The organism is Caldimonas sp., assembly GCF_046291045.1.
Taxonomy (GTDB): Bacteria; Pseudomonadota; Gammaproteobacteria; order Burkholderiales; family Burkholderiaceae_C; genus Caldimonas.
Genome location: NZ_JBKBSL010000002.1, coordinates 29,509 through 49,574, shown reverse-complemented (window position 1 = coordinate 49,574; position 20,066 = coordinate 29,509). Strand labels below are relative to the sequence as shown.

Sequence of the window (20,066 nt, the reverse complement as noted above, 5' to 3'; positions counted from 1 at the left end):
TTCCTCAGATGTCGAACAGCAGGCGGGCCGGATCTTCCAGCGCTTCTTTCATCGCCACCAGGCCGAGCACGGCCTCGCGGCCGTCGATGATGCGATGGTCGTAGCTCATGGCCAGGTAGTTGATCGGGCGGATGACGATCTGCCCGTTCTCGACCACCGGACGATCCTTGGTGGCATGCACGCCCAGGATGGCCGACTGCGGGGGGTTGATGATGGGCGTGGACAGCATCGAGCCGAACACGCCGCCGTTGGAGATGGAGAAGGTGCCGCCGGTGAGTTCTTCCAGACCGAGCTTGCCGTCCTTGGCCTTCTGGCCGAACTCGGCGATCTTCTTCTCGATCTCGGCAAAGGTCATCTGGTCAGCATTGCGCAAGATGGGCACCACCAGGCCGCGCGGCGAACCCACCGCGATGCCGATGTCGAAGTAGCCGTGGTAGACGATGTCGTTGCCGTCGACCGAGGCGTTCAGGATGGGGTACTTCTTGAGCGCATGTACCGCCGCCTTCACGAAGAAGCTCATGAAGCCGAGCTTGACGCCATGCTCCTTCTCGAACTTCTCCTGGAACTTCTTGCGCATCTCCATCACCGGGGCCATGTTGACCTCGTTGAAGGTGGTGAGGATGGCATTGGTGGCCTGGGATTGCAGCAGACGCTCGGCGATGCGGGCGCGCAGCCGGCTCATCGGCACACGCTGTTCCGGGCGATCGCCCAGGTTGAGGCCGCCGGGAGCGTTGACCTGCGGCAGCGGCTTGGCCACGGCCGGCGCGGCAGGGGCCTGCACCGCCGCGGGCTTTACGCCGGCCTCGATGGCGCCGAGCACGTCACCCTTGGTGATGCGGCCGTCTTTGCCGGTGCCGCTGACCTGAGCGGCCGTGAGCTGGTGCTCGGCCATGAGTTTGGCCGCGGCCGGCATCGCCACATCGGACTTGGCTCCACCGGCGGCTGCGGGCGCCGGCGCGGGCGCGGCCACGGGGGCGGCAGCCGGCGCAGCCTTGACCTCCAACGGGCTGACCTGGGCCTGTCCTTCGGTGTCGATCTTGGCGATGACCTCGTCGCTGACGACCGTGTCGCCGTCGTTCTTGACGAGCTGGACGATCACGCCGGCCGCCGGTGCGGGCACTTCGAGGACGACCTTGTCGGTCTCGATCTCGATGAGGATCTCGTCGGCGCTGACGGCTTCGCCCAGACGCTTCTTCCAAGACAGCAGGGTGGCTTCGGCCACCGATTCGGACAGTTGAGGAACCTTGACTTCGATGATTGCCATGATCGTTCTTTCGCTATGCGTAGTCGCCGCGCACAGGGGCTAGCGCCTCCTGTCGACGCGTCCGGGCGACGCGGCGCGGCGCCGTCGTCGGCCCGGGACCGGGACTTACTTGGTGAGCACGAACCCCTTGAGCTTGGCAAAGGCCTGTTCGAGCAGGGCCTTTTGCTGCTCCTGGTGGAGGTGGGCATAGCCCACGGCCGGCGAGGCCGAAGCAGGACGGCCCGCATAGCCGAGCTTCTGGCCTTCAAGCATGTTCTCGTGGATGTAGTGCTGCACGAAGAACCAAGCGCCCTGATTCTGGGGTTCGTCCTGGCACCACACGACGTCAGTGGCGTTGGGGTACTTCTTGAGCTCGGCAGCGAAGGCCTTGTGCGGGAAGGGGTAGAGCTGCTCGACCCGAACGATCGCCACATCGAGCGCCTTCTTCTCCTCGCGCTTCTTGACGAGGTCGTAATAGACCTTGCCGGAGCAGGCGATCACGCGCTTGACCTTGGCCGCGTCGATCTCGGCGTTGATCTCGCCGATCACGGTACGGAATTCGCCCTTGGTGAATTCCGACAGCGGCGAGGTGGCGTCCTTGTTGCGCAGCAGCGACTTGGGCGTCATCAGCACCAGCGGTTTGCGGAACATGCGCACCATCTGGCGGCGCAGCACATGGAAGATCTGGCTGGCCGTGGTCGGCTGGCAGATCTGCATGTTGTTGTCAGCGGCGAGCTGCATGAAGCGCTCCAGGCGCGCCGAACTGTGCTCGGGGCCCTGGCCCTCGTAGCCGTGCGGCAGCATCAGCGTCAGGCCGTTGGCACGCCCCCACTTGACCTCACCGGAGGCGATGAACTGGTCGATCACCACCTGGGCGCCGTTGGCGAAGTCGCCGAACTGGGCCTCCCAGATCACCAGCGTGTTGGGGTCGGCCGAGGCATAGCCGTACTCGAAGCCCAGCACCGCCTCTTCCGACAGGATCGAGTCGATCACGACGAACGGGGCCTGGTTGTCGGCCACGTTCTGCAGCGGGATGTAGGTGCCCTCGTCCCACTTCTCACGGTTTTGGTCGTGCAGCACGGCATGGCGATGGGTGAAGGTGCCGCGCCCGCAATCCTCGCCCGACAGGCGCACCGGATAGCCGCTGGCCACCAGCGAGGCGAAGGCCAGGTGCTCGCCCATGCCCCAGTCGACGTTGATCTCGCCGCGACCCATGGCGGCACGGTCTGCGATGACCTTCTCGACCAGCGGGTGGAGCTTGAAGTTGCTCGGAATGGTGGTGATGCGCTCGGCCAAGCGCTTGATCTCGGCCAACGGCAGCGCGGTGTCGGCCGCATCCGTCCATTTCTTGCCGAGGAAGGGCGTCCAGTCGACGGCGTACTTGCTCTTGTAGTTGGTCAGCACAGGGTCGACGGTGTGCTTGCCCGCGTCCATCGCGGCACGGTAGGCCTTGACCATCTCCTCGGGGCCGTCTTCGGACAGCACGCCCTGGGCCACCAGTTTGTCGGCATAGAGCTTGCGAGTGCCGGGGTGCTTGGCGATCTTCTTGTACATCAGCGGCTGGGTGAGCGAGGGGGTGTCCTGCTCGTTGTGGCCCAGCTTGCGGAAGCACACGATGTCGACGACGACGTCCTTGTTGAACTCCTGGCGGTAGTCCAGCGCCAGCTGAGTACAGAACACCACCGCCTCGGGGTCGTCGCCGTTGACGTGCAGCACCGGCGCTTCGATCATCTTGACGACGTCGGTGCAGTACAGCGTCGAGCGGGCGTCGCGCGGGTCGCTGGTCGTGAAGCCGATCTGGTTGTTGATGACGATGTGGACCGTGCCGCCTGTGTAGTAGCCGCGCGTTTGCGCCAGCGCCAAGGTCTCCATCACGACCCCCTGGCCGGCGAAGGCGGCGTCGCCGTGGACCAGCACGGGCAGCACCTGGTCGCCTTCTTTGTCGCCACGGCGGTCCATGCGGGCCTTGACGGAACCCTCCACCACCGGGTTGACGATCTCCAGGTGCGAGGGGTTGAAGGCCAGGCTCAGGTGCACCGGGCCGCCAGGCGTGGACACGTCGCTGGAGAAGCCTTGGTGATACTTCACGTCGCCGGCAGGCAGGTCTTCCTTGGCCGTGTGTTCGAACTCAGCGAACAAATCCTTGGGCATCTTGCCCAGGGTGTTGACCAGCACGTTCAGGCGGCCACGGTGAGCCATGCCGATCACGATCTCCTGCACGCCCTTCTCGCCAGCGCGCTTGATGAGCTCGTCCATCGCAGCGATGAAGCTCTCGCCGCCTTCCAGCGAAAAGCGCTTCTGCCCCACATACTTGGTGTGCAGGAAGCGCTCCAGGCCCTCGGCCGCCGTCAGGCGCTCCAAGATGGCTTTCTTTTTCTCGCCGGTGAACACCGGCTTGGAGCGGGTGCTCTCCAGGCGTTCTTGCCACCACCGCTTCTCGGCCGGCTCGGTGATGTGCATGAACTCGGCACCGATGGTGCCGCAGTAGGTCTCGCGAAGCGCCTGCAGGATCTCCCGCAGGGTCATTTGCTCGGCCTTGGTGAAGTAGGTGTTGGTCGCACTGAAAGTGATGTCCATGTCACTTTCGGTGAGGTCGTAAAAGGCCGGCTCGAGCTCGGGGATGCGCGGACGCTCCTGGCGCTTGAGGGGGTCGAGGTCGGCCCAGCGGGAGCCGAGGAAGCGATAGGCAGCGATCAGGGACTGGACGTGCACCTGCTTGCGCGCCACGGCCAGGTCGGCACTGCTGGCCTTGACCGCGAAGGCATTGGACTTGGCGCGTTGGGCGAAGGATTCGATGACCGGCGCGTGCGGCACGTCGCGCGAATCGCTGCCGTCGACGGCAGGCACGTTCTGCAGGGCATCGAAGTAGGCGCGCCAGTTGTCGGGCACCGACCCGGGGTTGTCGAGGTAGGCCTCGTACATCTCCTCGACATAGGGGGCGTTGCCCCCGAACAGGTACGAGTTGGACCTGTATTGCTGCATCATTTCGCTCACCTCATGCCCCGGTTTCCAGGGCTGTTGGCTGGTTGATCAACCTTCCGCGACACGGCTTGACCGGTTGGCGGATTGCGACCCGCCTTCACTGTGGATTCACTCAGAAACCAGCAAAGGGGACGGGAAGGACCGAAAGTCTCAAGCCGAGACTCTAACATTCCTGCCCCCGGACGACCAGTGCGCAATTCCCACAACGGCCGCCGCTGATCGCCGCCTCAGCCGGCGACACAGCGGCCCGGCGCGTGTCCTGCCTCGTCGCGTAGCCTGTCGAACGCCTCGGGGTCGACCGCCGGGGCAAAGAGGTAGCCCTGGAACTGGTCGCAGCCCGCGGCACACAGGAACTGCCGCTGCAAGTCGGTCTCGACCCCCTCGGCGATCACTTTGATGTGCAGGGCCCGCGCCATGCTGACGATCGCGCGCACGATGCCGGCATCGCTCTCGTCGGCCGGCAGCCCCGCGATGAAGGAGCGGTCGATCTTGAGCTTGCCGATAGGGAAGCGCTTGAGGTAGCCCAGGCTGGAATAGCCGGTGCCGAAGTCGTCGATCGCCAGGCGCACGCCGATCTGTGCGAGCTGCTGCAAACGGCTGAGCGCCTCCTCGGCATCCTGGATCAGGATGGATTCGGTGAGCTCGAGTTCGAGCCAGCCGGGGGCCAGCCCAGCCGCCGATAGCACACCGGCCACGCGCTCGACGAAGTTGGCCTGCTGGAACTGCAGGGCCGAGACGTTGACCGAGACCTGCAACGCTCGCCCTTGGGCCTGCCAGCGCGCGGCCTGCTGCACCGCCTGGGCCAGCACCCAGTCGCCCAGAGCGACGATGAAGCCGCTTTCCTCGGCCACGGGGATGAACTGGGCCGGCGAGACGTCGCCCAGGTCCGGATCCCGCCAGCGCAGCAGGGCCTCGGCGGACAGCACCTCGCGGGTCTTGATGTCCACCTGCGGCTGGTAGGCCAGCCGGAAATGGCCGGCCGGCAGGGCCTGGCGCATGGCATGGTCGATCTTCATGCGCGCCAGCAGGTCCACGTTCATCTGCGGCTGGTAGAAGCGGAAGCTGGCGCGACCGCGCTCTTTCACCCGGTACATGGCCGCATCGGCGTTCTTGATGAGATCATTGGCGGTGGCACCGTCGTCCGGATACATCGCGATGCCAACGCTTCCGGTGACGGTGAACCTCAGTTCGTCGAGCTGCACCGGCAAGGTCAGGGCCTCGAGGATGCGCCGGGCGGTCGCCTCCGCACCGCGAGCGTCGGCTTGGTGGAGCAACACCACGAACTCGTCGCCGCCGTAGCGGGCCACGGTATCGACCTCACGCACACAGCGCCTGAGCCGGTCGGCCACATCCACCAGCACGCGGTCTCCGTAGAGGTGCCCCAGAGAGTCGTTGATCTGCTTGAAGCGGTCGAGGTCGACGAACATCACCGCAAAGCGACCGTGCTCGCGGCGGGCCATCGCGATGGCGAATTCGACGCGCTCGCTGAACGCCAGGCGGTTGGGCAAGGCGGTCAGCGCGTCGGTGTAGGCCAGCTCCTCGATGCGCCGCTTGGCCGCCAGCTTGTCGGTGAGATCCTTGACGAAAGCGATGTAGTGCAGCGTTCCGCCTGCATCGTCCGGCAGGCGCACCATCGAGACCTGACAAGGTCCGCTGCTGCCGTCGGCGCGCACGTAATGCAGTTCGGCCTCGACGCTGCCGCACTCGTCGACGGCCGAGCGCAGGCGATCGATCGCCCCGGAGTCGGCTGGATCGTGGACCAGTTCGTTCCAGCGCTGCCCCACCAGCGTCTGGCGAGCGCAGCCGCACAGGCGCGCACAGGCGGGATTGGCCGCCAACACCTTGAGTTGCCCGTCGGTGATGAAGACGGCGTCGGGGCTGGCATCGAACACCTTGGCGGCGAGCTGGAGCTGAGACTCCTGCGCGAGCTGCTGCGTGATGTCGCGGAAGGAGTAGACGCGACCGATGGGCCGGCCGCGGCTGTACTGGGGCCGCGTCACCCGCTCCATCACGCGGCCCGATCTCAAGGCAATGAGGTCGGTGCATTCGAGCAGGGGCGATCGGGCAATGAGGTCGAGCTTCTCGTCGTAAGCCTGCACATCGGCCACAGACTCACGCAGCCAGGCGAAGATGGCCTGGTCGTCGCGACGCAGCATCAGGGCCTGTGGGAAGCCCCAGAGATCGGCCAGGCGCTGGTTGTAGCCGCGGATGCTTCCGTGCAGGTCGACCGCGAGGATGCCGTCGGCCGTGGATTCGAGAGTCGCGCGCAGCTCGGACACCAGACGCTCGAGCTCATCCTCCACGCGCCGCTGCTCGCTGCGGTCGCGCAGACCCACGAGGAACACGGAATGGCCTGGCGCCAGGCGCAGCAGACTCACGCGACGCTCGACCGGCACGACGGTGCCGTCGCTGCGGCATACCAGGCTGTCGGACAGGATACGGTCGCTCAGACCCGCCGCGACATCCTCCCAGAACACCAGATCCTCGGGCGTGGCGGCCAGCTCGATCGCGGCCTTGCCGACCAGGCTGCCCTCGCTGACGCCCAGCAAGGCGTGGGCCGCCTGGTTGGCGGCGACCACGTGCAGGTCGAGCGGATCGACCAACCAGACAGCCTCGAGCATCCCTTCGATCAGACGCTTGGCCACCGACATGATTGTCGAGTCGATCATGTCGGATCCTCGCCATCGGGCTTGACCACTTCGGTCGCCCGCTCGAAAAAGTAGTAAATGCGCTGTCTCGGCGAAAGATACTCCAAAGCGGCGCGCGGCAGTTGCGTCGGCTTGAGGCTTCGCCGCACGCCCAAATTCGGGTCAGCCTCGAGATCGACGACCAAAGCTTCCTCTGCCGGAACACGCGGATCATGCACGATGACGCGGGGCTTGAGCGGACGCGCCGAATTGACCGAGACGACCAGCGCAAAGCGCCCATCGGTGAGCTCGACGACCGAGCCCGGCGGGTACACCCCCATCATCTTGATGAAGGCACTGAGAGTGAGCGCATCGAAGCGCGCCTTCATCTGCGCGAAGATCAGCGACAGTGCCTCATGCGGCGTCAATGCCTTGGCCGGGTTGAGCGGGTTGCACAGGTTGTCGTAGCGGTTGACCAACGCGACGATGCGCGCGAGCGCGCTGATGCGTTCGCCCGGCAGCCGCTGCGGAAAGCCCCGGCCGTCGGCCTGTTCGTGGTGCTGGGCCACGATCAGCGTGGCCTGCGGGCTGAGCTTCATCTTGCGCGCCAGGCTCACGCCGTGAGCCACGTGTTCCTGATAGAACTGCAATTCGGCCGAGGTGGAAAGCTCGTCCTTCCAACGCACCCGGTCCGGCAGTTCGATCTTGCCCAGGTCGTGCAGCAAGGCCCCCAAGCCCACGTCGCGTAGCTCCTGTTCACCCAGACCCATGGCCCGGGCCAGCAGCATCGACACCACCGTGACGTTGAGGCTGTGAGACGAGGCGCGGTCGCCCACGGCTTCGTGGAGCAGGCGGATGCAAGTGTCGTGGGCGCCGTCGATCTTGTCCAGAAAGCTCTGCACGAGGCTTTCAGAGCGCTCGCGGGCCGTCTCGGGCTGGGTGTGCACGGCCTCAGTGATCTGCCGAAAGTCCTTGGCGGCCTGATTGAACTCGCGCTCGCAGGCCGCCAAATGGGCCCGCTGCGAGGCCAGCAAGGCGCGTCGGCGCGCTCTGAGTGCCGCTTGCGGATCGGCCGGCAGCGGACCAGCCGCCAGTTGCGGTCCGGCCTGGCCCGACACGATCGCCAGCAACCCCGGGTCACTGCGAGAGGGATCCCAGCGCACCTGCTGCAGACCCAGGCCGCGGATCGTGGCGATCTGGTCGTCCGAAGCGATGCGGAAACTGCTCATCGCAAAGGGGTGAGCCATCCAACCCACGTCGAGATGCACATACATGCCGACTTTGAGCTGGTGAACATCAACGTAGAGCGGGGCTTGAGGGTCTTTCATCCGGAAAACGCGCTGGACCGCAAATGTATCCAGGCTTTCGAGACTTCGACCTTTTCACCCCGATCTTGAGTCCGGCTGTCGCACATCCCCCACAAGGGGGATGGCAGACACCGAGATGGCCGAGCCCCTGCCGCGGCGGGGCCTCGCGTGCGGCTCAGGCCGGCGGTGGGGCCACCATCGCGCGGATCTGCTGCAGGGCCGAAGGATCCTCGATGGTGGTCAGGTCGCCGGGGTCTCGGTGTTCGCACACGGCCTGAATGGCCCGGCGCAGCAGCTTGCCCGAGCGGGTTTTGGGCAGGACCGTGACAAACCTCACACGTGCGGGCCGTGCGACAGCGCCAAGTTGCTGATCCACCACCTTCATGATCTCGCCCTCGAGGGCCAGGGCCTGCGCCTCGGTGGCCGCCAGTGTGGGATCCTTCAGCACGGCAAAGGCCATGGCCACCTGCCCCTTGAGGCTGTCGGCCACCCCCACCACGGCCACCTCGGCCACGGCGGGGTGGCTGGCGATGCTCTCTTCGATCTCGCGTGTGCCCAGGCGGTGGCCGGCCACGTTGATGACGTCATCGGTGCGGCCGAGAATGAAGTAGTAGCCGTCCTCGTCGCGGATGGCCCAATCGAAGGTGCTGTAGACCTGACGGTTGGGCACCGCACTCCAGTAGGTCTTCACGAAGCGCTCGTCGTCGCGCCAGACCGTTTGCATGCACCCCGGAGGCAGCGGGCCTTCGATGGCCAGCACGCCCTTCTGATGAGCCCCGGTCAGCTCCTCGCCGGTGGCCTCGTGCAGCAGCTTGACACGGTAGCCGTACATCGGCACACCGGGCGAGCCGAACTTGCCAGGCTTGTGCTCGACCCCGTTGGCAATGGTGAGGATGGGCCAGCCGGTCTCGGTCTGCCAGTAGTTGTCGATGACAGGTTTGCCCAGGCCTTCGGCGATCCATTTCGCGGTGGGTTCGTCCAGCGGCTCACCGGCCAGGAATAGAGCGCGCAGGCTGGACAGGTCGTGCTTCTTCAAATAAGCCGCATCGTGCTTCTTGAGCACCCGCACCGCAGTGGGGGCGCTGAACATCACCGTGACCCTGTACTTCTCGACGAGCTGCCACCAGATGCCCGCATCGGGTCGGATGGGCAGCCCCTCGTAGAGGATGGTGGCCATGCCGGCGATCAGCGGGCCGTAGACGATGTAGCTGTGCCCCACCACCCAACCGATGTCGCTGGTGGAGAAATAGGTCTCTCCGGCCTGGCCGCAGAAGATGTACTTCATGCTCGCGGCCAGGGCCACCGCATAGCCGCCGGTGTCGCGCTGCACCCCTTTGGGCCTGCCGGTGGTGCCGCTGGTGTAAAGGGTGTAGCTCGGGTGGTCGGCGGCCACCCACACGCAGGGCACCTGGGCATGCAGGTGCTGCTCGCGCAAGGGGGCATAGTCGGCATCACGCCCGGCCACGCGCTCCATCGGCGCCAGCCCACGGTCGACCAGCAGCACGCGCTCGGGCTTGTGCTGCGCCAGCCGGATCGCCTCGTCCAGTAGCGGCTTGTAGGGCACCACTTTGCCAGCGCGGGAGCCGGCATCGGCACTGACGACCACGCGCGGCTCGGCATCGTCGATGCGACTGGCCAGGCTCACGCTGGCAAACCCGCCGAAGACCACCGAGTGGATGGCCCCCAGCCGGACGCAGGCCAGCATCGCGAACACCGCCTCGGGAATCATCGGCATGTAGATCAGCACACGGTCCCCCTGCTCCACCCCCAGGGACTGCAGCACGGCCGCCATGCGCTGCACCTCGGCATGCAACTCGCGGAAGCTGTAGACACGCTCGGCACCAGTCTCGGTGGACACATGGATGAGTGCGGCCTGGTCGCCCCGCCGGGCGAGGTGCCGGTCGACCGCGTTGTGGCACAGGTTGGTGGTGCCGCCGACGAACCAGCGCACGAAGGGGGCGCGGCTGTAGTCGCAGATGGTCTGCGGCGGCTGCTGCCAGTCGATCAGGCGGGCCTGCTCGGCCCAGAAGCCGTCCCGGTCCTCGATCGAGCGTCGGTAGAAGGCTTCGTAGTTCATGGTGTGTCTCCTCGCAGGGTAGGTGCGGCCCGTCGCCTTGGAGCACCGATTGAAGGCAGGCACGCTGACGGCCCCCTGACAGCCGAGCGCGGCGTCACCCGTGGATCCTGCCCGCACGCCAGGCGTGCCGCCACAGGTCTGACCCGGCCCTGAATCAGTCGAGGCGCCGCCGGGGCCATCGGTGATCGTTTCGAGATGTTGGCGCTAAGTGGTTGTCATATCGGAAATTTCTTGACGAAACCTGCTCTGTTGGCCTATGGTTGCGGCGATGCGAACGTCCTGCCTGCGCCTGATGGGTGCGGCCTGCCTGTTGGCGGGCCTGGCAGGGTGCGCCTCCGTGGCGCCGCGTCCGGCTGCCTCCGCAGACGACCCGATGTCCGCTTTCCTCGTCGAGCGGGGATGGTCGCCGCCTCCGCCAGCCCCGCCGACCGGTCCGGTGTTCCAGGGTGGACCGGCCGCGGGCGATCCCCAGGCGCCGGACGCCTCGCCTGCAGCAGGGGATGCCGCGGCCCAGGCCGTAGTGACGGCGATGAGCTTCCTTGGTGTGAACTACCGCCGAGGCGGCAGCTCGATCGACGAGGGCTTCGACTGCAGCGGTTTCACCCGCCATGTGTTCGACGCGGCCCTCGGGGTCGGCCTGCCGCGCCGCGCCGAGGAGCAGGCCCGGGCTCCCGGTCTGGTGCCGGTGCCGCGCAGCGAGCTCAGGCCGGGGGACCTGGTCTTCTTCAACACCCTGCGCCGGGCCTTTTCCCACGTGGGCATCTACGTGGGAGAAGGCAAGTTCATCCACGCCCCGCGCAGCGGCGCCCAGGTGCGCATCGAGGACATGCGCATAAGCTACTGGAGCCAGCGCTTCAACGGTGCCAGGCGCGCGCAGGTGCTCGTGGCCTCGTCCCGCGGCGGTGGCGATAAGGCCTCGGCGGCTCAGCAGGCCGCCGAGGCGGCATTGCCTCTCGCCCATTGACCTGCCCCCGCTGCCGATGAGGCCCCGGTGCGGCGCTTGCCGATCGCCTTGATGAGCGGCAAGCGCCCGGGCGGGCCGATGGACCATCCGGCCCGCGCCGATGCACAATCGGGGCATGGCAGAGAAAGTGATCCCGCTGGCCGATCACCGTGTCCGGGCCTCCGTGCCGCGGGTGCCGGACCAGTGGCGCTCGCCCGACGGGCTGCTCAGCGACCGCCTGGGCCGGCCCTTGCGCGACCTGCGCATCTCGGTGACGGACCGGTGCAACTTCCGGTGCAGCTACTGCATGCCCAAGGACGTCTTCGACAAGCACTATCAGTTCCTGCCCCACAGCGCGCTGCTGAGCTTCGAGGAGATCACCCGGCTGGCCCGGCTGTTCGTCGCCCACGGCGTGCGCAAGATCCGGCTCACGGGTGGCGAGCCTCTGCTGCGTAAGGATCTCGAACGCCTGATCGAGATGCTCGCCGCCCTGCGCACACCCGAGGGCCACCCCCTGGATCTGACGCTCACTACCAACGGCTCGGTCCTGGCGCGCAAGGCACGGGCCCTGAAAGACGCCGGCTTGCAGCGCGTGACCGTCAGTCTGGACGCGCTGGACGATGCGCTGTTTCGCCGCATGAACGATGTCGACTTCCCTGTGGCCGACGTGCTGGCGGGGCTGGAGGCCGCCCAGAAGGTCGGACTGGGGCCGCTGAAGGTCAACATGGTGGTCAAGCGCGGCACCAACGACCACGAGATCGTGCCGATGGCCCGTCATTTCCGGGGCTCCTCCATTGTGTTGCGCTTCATCGAGTTCATGGACGTGGGGGCGACCAACGGCTGGCGCATGGAGGAGGTGCTGCCGTCGGCTAAGGTGATCGAACGCTTGAACGCCCACTTCCCGCTCGAGCCGATCGACCCGAACTACCCCGGCGAGACCGCCGAGCGCTGGCGTTACCGCGACGGTGGCGGCGAGATCGGCGTGATCTCCAGCGTCACCCAGGCTTTCTGCCGCGACTGCAACCGCGCCCGCCTGTCCACCGAAGGCAAGCTTTTCCTGTGCCTGTTCGCCCAGCAAGGGCATGACCTGCGGGCCCTGCTGCGCGCAGGCTGCACCGACGAGCAGATCGCAGCGGCCATCGGGTTGATCTGGCAAGATCGTGGCGACCGCTACTCCGAGTTGCGCGCAACCTTGCAGGCCGACACCGGCGCAGCCTTGCGCAAGGTCGAGATGCATTACATCGGAGGCTGAGCATGGTTCCCGCCCCGCTGCTGGCCCCGGCCGTCAAACGGCGCCTGCTGGCCGCCGTGCTGGCCAGCGTGACGCTCCCCTGGCTCATCGGCGCGTGGATCAAGGCCGGCTTGCAGGAAGGCCTGCACGACGATGCGGTGCGGGCGGCACAACTCGTCGACTACATCGTCACCGGCGGCGTGATCTTCCTGCTCGCGATGGTCGTCACGGTGTCGGTGGGCTGCCTCGTGGTGGCCGTGATGCAAGGACCGCGACGCCAGGGCGACCCCTTCCCGGACGACCGCAACGATGGATCCTGATCTCATCACCGGCCTGATCCTCGCCGGCGGCCGAGGCAGCCGCATGGGCGGGGTCGACAAGGGCCTGCAAAACTATCGCGGCCTGCCGCTGGCCTTGCATGCGCTGCTGAGGCTGTCGCCGCAGGTGGGCCGCGTGATGATCAACGCAAACCGCAACCTCGGCGCCTACGAATCCTTCGGCGTGCCGGTCTGGCCCGACGCCCTGCCCGACTACGCCGGGCCGCTGGCAGGCTTCCTGGCTGGACTGGAGCATTGCGAGACGCCCTATCTCGTCACCGTGCCCTGCGACTCGCCGCTGTTCCCGACCGACTTGGTCCAGCGGCTGGGAGCGGCCCTGCAGGCCCACGACGCCGAGATGGCGATGGCGCGCACCGGGGACCAGGTTCAGCCCGTGTTCACGCTGATGCGAACCTCGCTGCTGGAAAGCCTCGTGCGTTTCACGCAGGGGGGCGGCCGCAAGATCGACCGCTGGACGGCCCAGCACCACACCGTGGAGGTGCCATTCGATGACGAGTCGGCCTTTGCCAACGCCAACACCCAGGACGAGCTGGTGGCGCTCGAGCGTGGTAGCGGTTGAACGCTCCGCCTCGATCGAGGTGCGCCGCCTGGGCCCGGAGGACCTGCCGGCCTACAAGCTGCTGCGCGACGAGGCATTGCAGCGCCACCCCGAATCCTTCACCTCGGATGCCGAGACCGAGCGGATGCGCAGCCCCGAGAGCTATTTGGGCCGGCTGGGCTTGAGCGAGCCGCTGGGGGGCACCTTCTTGATGGGGGCCTGGGTGGACGGCGAGCTGGCCGGCTCGGTGGCCTGCGAGCGCGAACTCAAGCGCAAGCTGCGCCATCGCGCCAACATCGTCGGCATGTATGTGCGAGAGTCCCACACCCGCCTGGGCATCGGCCGCCAGTTGCTTGCCGCGTGCGTCGATCTGGCGCGCCAGGCCCAAGGCCTGGAGATGCTGACCCTGACGGTGACGGCCTCCAACGAGCGGGCCGTGCGCCTGTATGAGCGGGCAGGCTTCAAGATGTACGGCCTGCTGCCGCGGGCCATCCGCGTCGAGACGGGCCGCAAGGTGCAGTACTTCGACAAGGCCCACATGGTGTTGATGCTGTGAGTTGCGCGACCCGATGAGCTCCCTCGAACAGATCGCTTCCTGTGTGAGCGGCTACGACCCGGACGCCCTGCCCGTGGAAAAGGCGCAGGAGTTCATCCGCCGCTTCGTCCCGCGTGTGGAGACCGTCGAGAAACTGCCCCTGCGCGCGGCGCTGGGCCGCGTGCTGGCCACCGACGTGGTCTCACCGATCGACGTGCCAGCCCACGACAACTCGGCCATGGACGGCTACGCGCTGCGCGGCACCGAACTGAGCGCCGACGGCCCGACGCGGCTGCGCATCGCGGGCACTGTGCTGGCCGGACAGCCCTTCGAGCAGCGGGTGGCGCCCGGCCAGTGCGTGCGCATCATGACCGGCGCCGTGATGCCCGAAGGGCTCGACACCGTCGTGCCGCAGGAGTTCTGCCAAGTCGAGGGCGAGGTCGTGACCCTTCCCGCCGGCGCCGTGCGCCCCGGCGACAACCGCCGGCTGCGAGGGGAGGACCTCGCACGGGGCCGGCCCGCCCTGTCCGCCGGGAAGATCCTGCGCCCGGCCGACCTGGGCCTGCTGGCTTCGCTGGGCCAGGCCGAAGTGCCTGTCTTACGCCGCCTGCGGGTGGCTTTCTTCTCCACTGGCAACGAGCTGCGCTCCATCGGCGAGCCGCTGGAGGCCGGTTGCGTCTACGACAGCAACCGCTACACGATCCACGGCATGCTGCAGCGCCTGGGCGTGGAACTGCTCGACCTCGGGGTCGTGCGCGACGACCCGCAAGCCCTGGAAGCCGCCTTCCGGCAGGCCGCCGAGAGCGCCGATGCCATCATCACCTCGGGCGGCGTGAGCGTGGGCGAGGCCGACTTCACCAAGCAGATGATGGCGCGGCTGGGCGAGGTGGCCTTCTGGCGCATCGCGATGCGCCCGGGCCGGCCCATGGCCTTCGGCCGCATCGAGAGCCGCGGCCGCCAGGCGGTGCTGTTCGGGCTGCCGGGCAACCCCGTGGCGGTGATGATCACCTTCTACGCTTTCGTACGCGAAGCCCTGCTGGCCATGGGTGGAGCCACGCCGCAACCGCTGCCGCTGCTGCGTGCGCATGCGGAGCAGTCCTTGCGCAAGAAGCCGGGACGCACCGAATACCAGCGCGGCATCGTGCGCCAGGTGGATGGACGCTGGCAGGTGCGCATCACCGGCTCGCAGGGCTCGGGCATCCTGCGCTCGATGTCGGAAGCCAACGGACTGGTGGTGCTGCACCATGACCAGGGCCATGTCGCCGAGGGCGAACTCGTGGACGTGCTGCCCTTCGAAGGCCTGATCTGAGCGTCCGAGGGGTCGGGCGCATCAGGCGCCCACCGCCTCTTCCACGGAGCGCGTGATCGGCCCGGGCGTGCTGCGGCGCGCGAACAGGGTGTACATCGTGGGCACCACGAAGATGGTCAGCACGGTGCCCACCGTCATGCCTCCCACGATCACCCATCCGATCTGTTGGCGGCTCTCGGCGCCCGCGCCCGTGGCGATCGCCAGGGGAACCGCCCCCAACACCATGGCGCCGGTGGTCATCAGGATGGGCCGCAAGCGCAGGGCCGCAGCACGACGCGTGGCCTCCATCAAGCCCAGGCCCTGCTGGCGCTGCTGATTGGCGAATTCGACGATCAGGATGCCGTGCTTGGTGATCAGCCCCACCAGCGTGATCAAGCCGATCTGCGAATACACGTTGAGCGTGCCGCCGGTGAGCGTCAGGGCAGCCAGGGCGCCGACCATGGACAACGGCACCGACAGCAAGATCACGAAAGGATCGACGAAACTTTCAAACTGAGCGGCCAACACCAGGAAGATGAAGAGGAGCGCCAGCACGAACACCAAGCCCAGCGCGCCGCTGGAGGCGCGGAACTCGCGCGAGACGCCGTTGAGTTCGGTGGCGTAGCCCGTTGGCAGCAGCCGCTCGGCAGTCTCGTCCATGAACTTCAGCGCGTCGCCCAAGGCAAAGCCTGGTGCCAGATTGGCCGTGATACTGACCGAGCGACGCTGGTTGAAGTGGTTGAGTTCCCTGGGGGAGACGGCCTCGCGCACCGTCACCAGCGACGACAGCGGGATCATGCGGTCGTCACGGCCGCGCACGAAAAGCCGCTCGATGTCATTCGGACGCGCGCGACCGTCCGCCGCGGTTTGCACGATCACATCGTACTGTTCGGCGTCGCGCTTGAAGCGCGTGACGTTGCGACCGCCCAGCATGGTCTCCACCGTGCGCGCGACCTGGTCGACCGAGACACCGGCATCGGCGGCGCGCTCGCGGTCGACTTCGAGGTAGATCTCCGGCTTGTTCAGGCGCAAATCGGTGTCGGGTTGCACGAAGCCGCCATGGCGGTTCATCGCCTCGACGAACTGCTGGGCCACCTCGTTGAGGTTCTCGTAGCTGTCGGAGGTGAGGATGACGTAATTCACCGAGCGTTCACGGAAGCCCTGGCCCAGCGAGGGCGGGGTGATGGGGAAGGCGCTCACGCCAGGCAGCGCAGCCAGCTTGGGCTGAAGCTCGCGCGCGAGCTGTTGGGTGCTGCGCTTGCGCTCGTCCCAGTCGATGGTGCGCATGAACGAGATGCCCTGCGACACCGTCGGGTTGCCAGCCACGACGAAGACACGGTCGAACTCGGGAAGGCTCGCACCGATGCGCTCGATTTCGAGCATGTACTTCTCGGTGTAGGCCAGGGTAGAGCCGTCCGGGGCATTGACCGTGACGAGCACGACGCCCCGGTCCTCCATCGGGGCCAACTCGCTGCGCATGCCGGTGAACAGCCACCCGCTGGCCCCGGCACTGGCCAGCATGGTCAGCACCACCACCCAGCGATGCGTGAGCGTCCAAGACAAGGCCCTCTCGTAGGCACCGGTCAGGGCCACCAGCACGCGCTCCATGCCGCGGTCGAAGCGAGTCGGCCGAGGGTTGTGGCGCAGCAGCTTGGAGCTCATCATCGGCGACAGCGTGAGCGCCACGAAGCCCGAGATGATCACCGCGCCGGCCAGGGTCAGTGCGAACTCGACGAACAGCCGCCCGGTGCGCCCTGGCGTGAAGGCCAGCGGCGCATAGACGGCCGCCAGGGTGAGCGTCATCGCCACCACCGCAAAACCGACCTCCCTGGCCCCCTGGATGGCCGCGGCGAAGGGTTCCATGCCCTCCTCGATGTGGCGATAGATATTCTCCAGAACCACGATGGCGTCATCCACCACCAAACCAATGGCCAGCACCAGCGCCAGCAGCGTCAGCGTGTTGATCGTGAAGCCCGCCGCGGCGATCAGCGCAAAGGCACCGATCAGGCACACAGGAATCGTCACGAGCGGGATGATCGAGGCCCGCAGCGTGCGCAGGAAGACGAAGACCACCAGCGCCACCAGCACCACCGCCTCGGCGATCGTGGCGTAGACCGCCTTGACCGAACGATCGATGAAGACCGAGTTGTCGTTGGCCACTTGCACCGTCACCCCTTCGGGCAGTTCTTGTTGCAGGCGAGGCAGGATCTCTCGCACGCCTTGGGCCACCTCCAGCGGGTTGGCAGTGGCCTGTCGCACCACGCCCAGCGACACCGACCGCTGCCCGTTCAAGCGCACGCTGGAGCGTTCGCTGGCCGCCGCCAACTCCACACGCGCCACATCGCGCAAGCGCACCGTGTAGCCCAACACCTGGCGCAGCGCCACCTGCCCGAACTGCTCGGGCGTGCCGAGATCGGTCTGGGCAGTGACGCTGAACTCGCGCTGGCGGCCCTCGATGCGCCCGGCCGGTACCTCAAGGTTCTGGCGCCGCAGGGCATCCTCCACATCCTGGACGGTCACGCCATATGCGGCGAGCCGGTCGGGGTCGAGCCACACGCGCATCGCGTACTCGCGCTCGCCACGCACCAGCACGTCGGCCACCCCGCTCACCGTCTGCAGCCGCGGCTTGACCAACCGGGTGATGAGATCGGTCACCTCCAGCGGCGACAGCGTGGTGGTGGTGAAGGCCAGCCAGATCGTCGGCGAGGCGTCGGCCTCCACCTTCGAGATGACCGGCTCGTCAGCCGAGTCGGGCAGCCGCCCGCGCACGCGGGCCACGCGGTCACGCACCTCGGCGGCTGCGTCATCGGGGTTCTTGTCGAGCTTGAAGCGCACCGAGATCTGGCTTTGCTCCTGACGCGAGATCGAGGTGATGATGTCCACGCCCTCGATCCCGGCGATTGAATCTTCCAGCGGCTTGGTCACCTGGGACTCGATCACCTCGGACGACGCACCGGCCAGGCGGGTGGACACGGTCACCACGGGCTCGTCGATGCGGGGGTACTCGCGCACTTGCAGCCGATCGAAGGACACCAAGCCCACCAGAAGGATCAGCAGGGACAACACGGTGGCGAACACCGGCCGGCGCACGCAGACTTCGGAGATTCTCATGATCGGATCCCGCAATCGCCGCGATCACCCGGCAGCCAGGGCGCGCCGGCCGGGTCGGCTCGCATCGGACGCGGCACCGGGGGCTGCGCTCGCCGAGGCCGCGTCGGCGGGACGCGCCGCACCTTCGAGCTCGATCACCCGCAACGGCGTGCCGTCGCGCGCGATGCGCTGGTGGCCGGCCGTGACGACCGTGGCCCCTGCGGGCACCCCCTGCACGACCTCCACGCGGCCCTCGCGGCGCTGGCCGAGCACCACCTCGACCCGACGCGACACCCGGGTGCCGGCGGGCATCCCTTCACCCCCTTCGACGACGAGGATCACATACTGTCGGCCCCCCTGCAGAACGACCGCCTCCTCGGGCACCATCACCGCGTCGACGCGCGTGGACAGCACCGCATCGACACGGGCGAACATGCCCGGCCTGAGCAAGCCCTTTGGGTTGTCAATGGCCGCGCGCACCAGCACCGAGCGGCCGTTGACATCGACTTGGGGTTCGAGCGCCCGCACTCGGGCCTCGAAACGCTGCCCCGGCAGGGCATCCACGCCCACCTGGGCGGCCTGGCCGACGCGCAACTGGGGCAGGTAGCGCTCGGGCAGCCGAAAGTCGACATGGAGGGCTCGAAGGTCTTCCAGGCTGACCAGGTCGGCCCCCTCGCGCACGTAGTCGCCCACGTTGACGAGGCGGATGCCGACGGTGCCGTCGAAAGGTGCCACGATGCGCAAGCGATCGAGCTGGGCACGCACCAGGGCGAGCTGCGCCTGCGCCACCTGCAGGTTGGCCGCCCCCTGGTCCACCGCCGCCTGGCTGATGAAGTTCTGCGCCAGCAGTTCGCGGTTGCGGGCATCGTTGGCCCTGGCGATGCTGAGCTGGGCTTCGGCCTGCTGCACCTGGGCGCGCACCACGCTGTCATCGAGCTGCACCAGCAGCTGCCCGCGGCGCACCGGCTGTCCGTCGCGAAAGCCCAGCGCGGCCACCCGACCCGAGACCTCGGGGCGCAGCATCACCCCCTGACGTGACTTCAGGGTGCCCACGGCCTGGGCTTGCTCGGCCACCTGGACCGACTGCGCCAAACCCACCTCCACGGCCACGGGCCCGGACGGCCCTGCCCCACGCGCCGGGGCGGGTGCCGGCGAGCCCGCTTCCGCCGCCAAGGTGCCGGTTTTCGAGCCGGAACCGCCATGCTGGTACCAGTAAGCCGCAGCACTGGCCAGCGCAATGCCGACCACGGCGACGAGGGCGTGCAACTTCTTCATGGGGCGAAGTGATCCGCAGGTGCCCACAATGTACGCGCAAGCCGACTCGCCGTTTCACACTTCTTCACAAGTCCCGGCGACCGGCCGATCGCACATCGCACAGGACGGCGTCAGACCACGCTGGCAGCCCCGCGATTGGCCAGCGCATCGGCACGCTCGTTGCCCGGATCGCCGGCATGGCCCTTCACCCAGCGCCAGTGCACGCGGTGCAAGGCCGTCAGAGCCTCCAGCCGCTGCCACAGCTCGACGTTCTTCACGGGTTTGCGATCGGCCGTCTTCCAGCCGCGGGCTTTCCAGGCCGGCAGCCACTCGGTGATGCCTTTACGCACGTACTCGCTGTCGGTATAGATCGTCACCTCACAGCTGCGTTTGAGGCTGGCCAGGGCCTCGATCACCGCCGTGAGCTCCATGCGGTTGTTGGTGGTCGATCGCTCGCCGCCGAACAGTTCCTTTTCGTGGGCGCCCGAGACCAGCCAGGCGCCCCAGCCGCCCGGGCCGGGATTGCCCTTGCAGGCACCATCGGTGTAGATGACCACTTGGGGGCGGGGAATCACTGCATTCATGGACGGGACTCTTTTGTTGCATCCGGGGG

Annotated in this window: 14 protein-coding genes; 6 read left to right on the top strand and 8 right to left on the bottom strand. The window is 67.3% G+C overall.

From position 1 onward, the window contains the following. Positions 1-4: 4 nt before the first annotated feature. The 5 genes from odhB to ACK4ZD_RS01135 form a co-directional block, all read right to left on the bottom strand. Positions 5-1,264 (bottom strand): 2-oxoglutarate dehydrogenase complex dihydrolipoyllysine-residue succinyltransferase, encoded by a 1,260-nt coding sequence (gene odhB / locus ACK4ZD_RS01155; protein ID WP_409657557.1) that lies wholly within the window; start codon positions 1,262-1,264, stop codon positions 5-7. 105 nt (positions 1,265-1,369) lie between these two features. Then, positions 1,370-4,228 (bottom strand): 2-oxoglutarate dehydrogenase E1 component, encoded by a 2,859-nt coding sequence (locus ACK4ZD_RS01150; RefSeq protein ID WP_409657554.1) that lies wholly within the window; start codon positions 4,226-4,228, stop codon positions 1,370-1,372. A 224-nt stretch (positions 4,229-4,452) separates the two neighbouring features. Beyond that, the gene (locus ACK4ZD_RS01145; protein WP_409657551.1) at positions 4,453-6,894 is read right to left on the bottom strand and encodes an EAL domain-containing protein; all 2,442 of its coding nucleotides are present in this window, start codon (positions 6,892-6,894) and stop codon (positions 4,453-4,455) included. Continuing rightward, positions 6,891-8,180, bottom strand: coding sequence for an HD-GYP domain-containing protein (locus ACK4ZD_RS01140; RefSeq protein ID WP_409657548.1), 1,290 nt, complete (start codon positions 8,178-8,180; stop codon positions 6,891-6,893). Before ACK4ZD_RS01140 ends, ACK4ZD_RS01145 begins: the two co-directional genes overlap by 4 nt. Positions 8,181-8,334: 154 nt before the next feature. Continuing rightward, positions 8,335-10,236, bottom strand: a complete 1,902-nt coding sequence (locus ACK4ZD_RS01135) for a propionate--CoA ligase (RefSeq protein WP_409657545.1) — start codon at positions 10,234-10,236, stop codon at positions 8,335-8,337. A 373-nt stretch (positions 10,237-10,609) separates the two neighbouring features. Between ACK4ZD_RS01135 and ACK4ZD_RS01130 the strand changes: the two genes are divergently transcribed. From ACK4ZD_RS01130 to glp, 6 genes are all read left to right on the top strand, one after another. Further along, positions 10,610-11,200 carry a C40 family peptidase gene (locus tag ACK4ZD_RS01130; protein WP_409657542.1) on the top strand — a complete coding sequence of 197 codons (591 nt, stop codon included), beginning with the start codon at positions 10,610-10,612 and terminating at the stop codon, positions 11,198-11,200. Between the two features lie 115 nt (positions 11,201-11,315). After that, on the top strand, positions 11,316-12,431 hold the full coding sequence (moaA, locus tag ACK4ZD_RS01125; protein WP_409657539.1) for a GTP 3',8-cyclase MoaA: 1,116 nt from the start codon (positions 11,316-11,318) through the stop codon (positions 12,429-12,431). A gap of 2 nt (positions 12,432-12,433) precedes the next feature. Then, on the top strand, positions 12,434-12,730 hold the full coding sequence (locus tag ACK4ZD_RS01120) for a hypothetical protein (protein WP_409657536.1): 297 nt from the start codon (positions 12,434-12,436) through the stop codon (positions 12,728-12,730). After that, positions 12,720-13,307, top strand: coding sequence for a molybdenum cofactor guanylyltransferase MobA (mobA, locus tag ACK4ZD_RS01115; RefSeq protein ID WP_409657533.1), 588 nt, complete (start codon positions 12,720-12,722; stop codon positions 13,305-13,307). The genes ACK4ZD_RS01120 and mobA overlap by 11 nt, the downstream gene beginning before the upstream one ends. Beyond that, the gene (locus ACK4ZD_RS01110; RefSeq protein ID WP_409657530.1) at positions 13,294-13,842 is read left to right on the top strand and encodes an N-acetyltransferase family protein; all 549 of its coding nucleotides are present in this window, start codon (positions 13,294-13,296) and stop codon (positions 13,840-13,842) included. The genes mobA and ACK4ZD_RS01110 overlap by 14 nt, the downstream gene beginning before the upstream one ends. A gap of 13 nt (positions 13,843-13,855) precedes the next feature. Further along, positions 13,856-15,130 (top strand): gephyrin-like molybdotransferase Glp, encoded by a 1,275-nt coding sequence (glp, locus tag ACK4ZD_RS01105; protein WP_409657527.1) that lies wholly within the window; start codon positions 13,856-13,858, stop codon positions 15,128-15,130. A gap of 21 nt (positions 15,131-15,151) precedes the next feature. Here glp and ACK4ZD_RS01100 read toward each other — a convergent pair whose 3' ends face one another. From ACK4ZD_RS01100 to rnhA, 3 genes are all read right to left on the bottom strand, one after another. Further along, entirely contained in the window at positions 15,152-18,220 is a 3,069-nt protein-coding gene (locus tag ACK4ZD_RS01100; RefSeq protein WP_409657524.1) for an efflux RND transporter permease subunit, read from the bottom strand. A 24-nt stretch (positions 18,221-18,244) separates the two neighbouring features. After that, entirely contained in the window at positions 18,245-19,474 is a 1,230-nt protein-coding gene (locus ACK4ZD_RS01095) for an efflux RND transporter periplasmic adaptor subunit (protein ID WP_409657521.1), read from the bottom strand. A 110-nt stretch (positions 19,475-19,584) separates the two neighbouring features. Further along, positions 19,585-20,037 (bottom strand): ribonuclease HI, encoded by a 453-nt coding sequence (gene rnhA, locus ACK4ZD_RS01090; RefSeq protein WP_409657519.1) that lies wholly within the window; start codon positions 20,035-20,037, stop codon positions 19,585-19,587. Between the last annotated feature and the right edge of the window lie 29 nt (positions 20,038-20,066).

Bases quoted from the DNA above. Each gene is read 5' to 3' on its own strand.
- ACK4ZD_RS01100 (WP_409657524.1), bottom strand. From the start codon at position 18,220: ATGAGAATCTCCGAAGTCTGCGTGCGCCGGCCGGTGTTCGCCACCGTG.
- ACK4ZD_RS01095 (WP_409657521.1), bottom strand. From the start codon at position 19,474: ATGAAGAAGTTGCACGCCCTCGTCGCCGTGGTCGGCATTGCGCTGGCC.
- ACK4ZD_RS01130 (WP_409657542.1), top strand. From the start codon at position 10,610: ATGTCCGCTTTCCTCGTCGAGCGGGGATGGTCGCCGCCTCCGCCAGCC.
- glp (WP_409657527.1), top strand. From the start codon at position 13,856: ATGAGCTCCCTCGAACAGATCGCTTCCTGTGTGAGCGGCTACGACCCG.
- ACK4ZD_RS01135 (WP_409657545.1), bottom strand. From the start codon at position 10,236: ATGAACTACGAAGCCTTCTACCGACGCTCGATCGAGGACCGGGACGGC.
- ACK4ZD_RS01120 (WP_409657536.1), top strand. From the start codon at position 12,434: ATGGTTCCCGCCCCGCTGCTGGCCCCGGCCGTCAAACGGCGCCTGCTG.
- ACK4ZD_RS01140 (WP_409657548.1), bottom strand. From the start codon at position 8,180: ATGAAAGACCCTCAAGCCCCGCTCTACGTTGATGTTCACCAGCTCAAA.
- moaA (WP_409657539.1), top strand. From the start codon at position 11,316: ATGGCAGAGAAAGTGATCCCGCTGGCCGATCACCGTGTCCGGGCCTCC.
- ACK4ZD_RS01145 (WP_409657551.1), bottom strand. From the start codon at position 6,894: ATGATCGACTCGACAATCATGTCGGTGGCCAAGCGTCTGATCGAAGGG.
- rnhA (WP_409657519.1), bottom strand. From the start codon at position 20,037: ATGAATGCAGTGATTCCCCGCCCCCAAGTGGTCATCTACACCGATGGT.
- mobA (WP_409657533.1), top strand. From the start codon at position 12,720: ATGGATCCTGATCTCATCACCGGCCTGATCCTCGCCGGCGGCCGAGGC.
- ACK4ZD_RS01150 (WP_409657554.1), bottom strand. From the start codon at position 4,228: ATGATGCAGCAATACAGGTCCAACTCGTACCTGTTCGGGGGCAACGCC.
- odhB (WP_409657557.1), bottom strand. From the start codon at position 1,264: ATGGCAATCATCGAAGTCAAGGTTCCTCAACTGTCCGAATCGGTGGCC.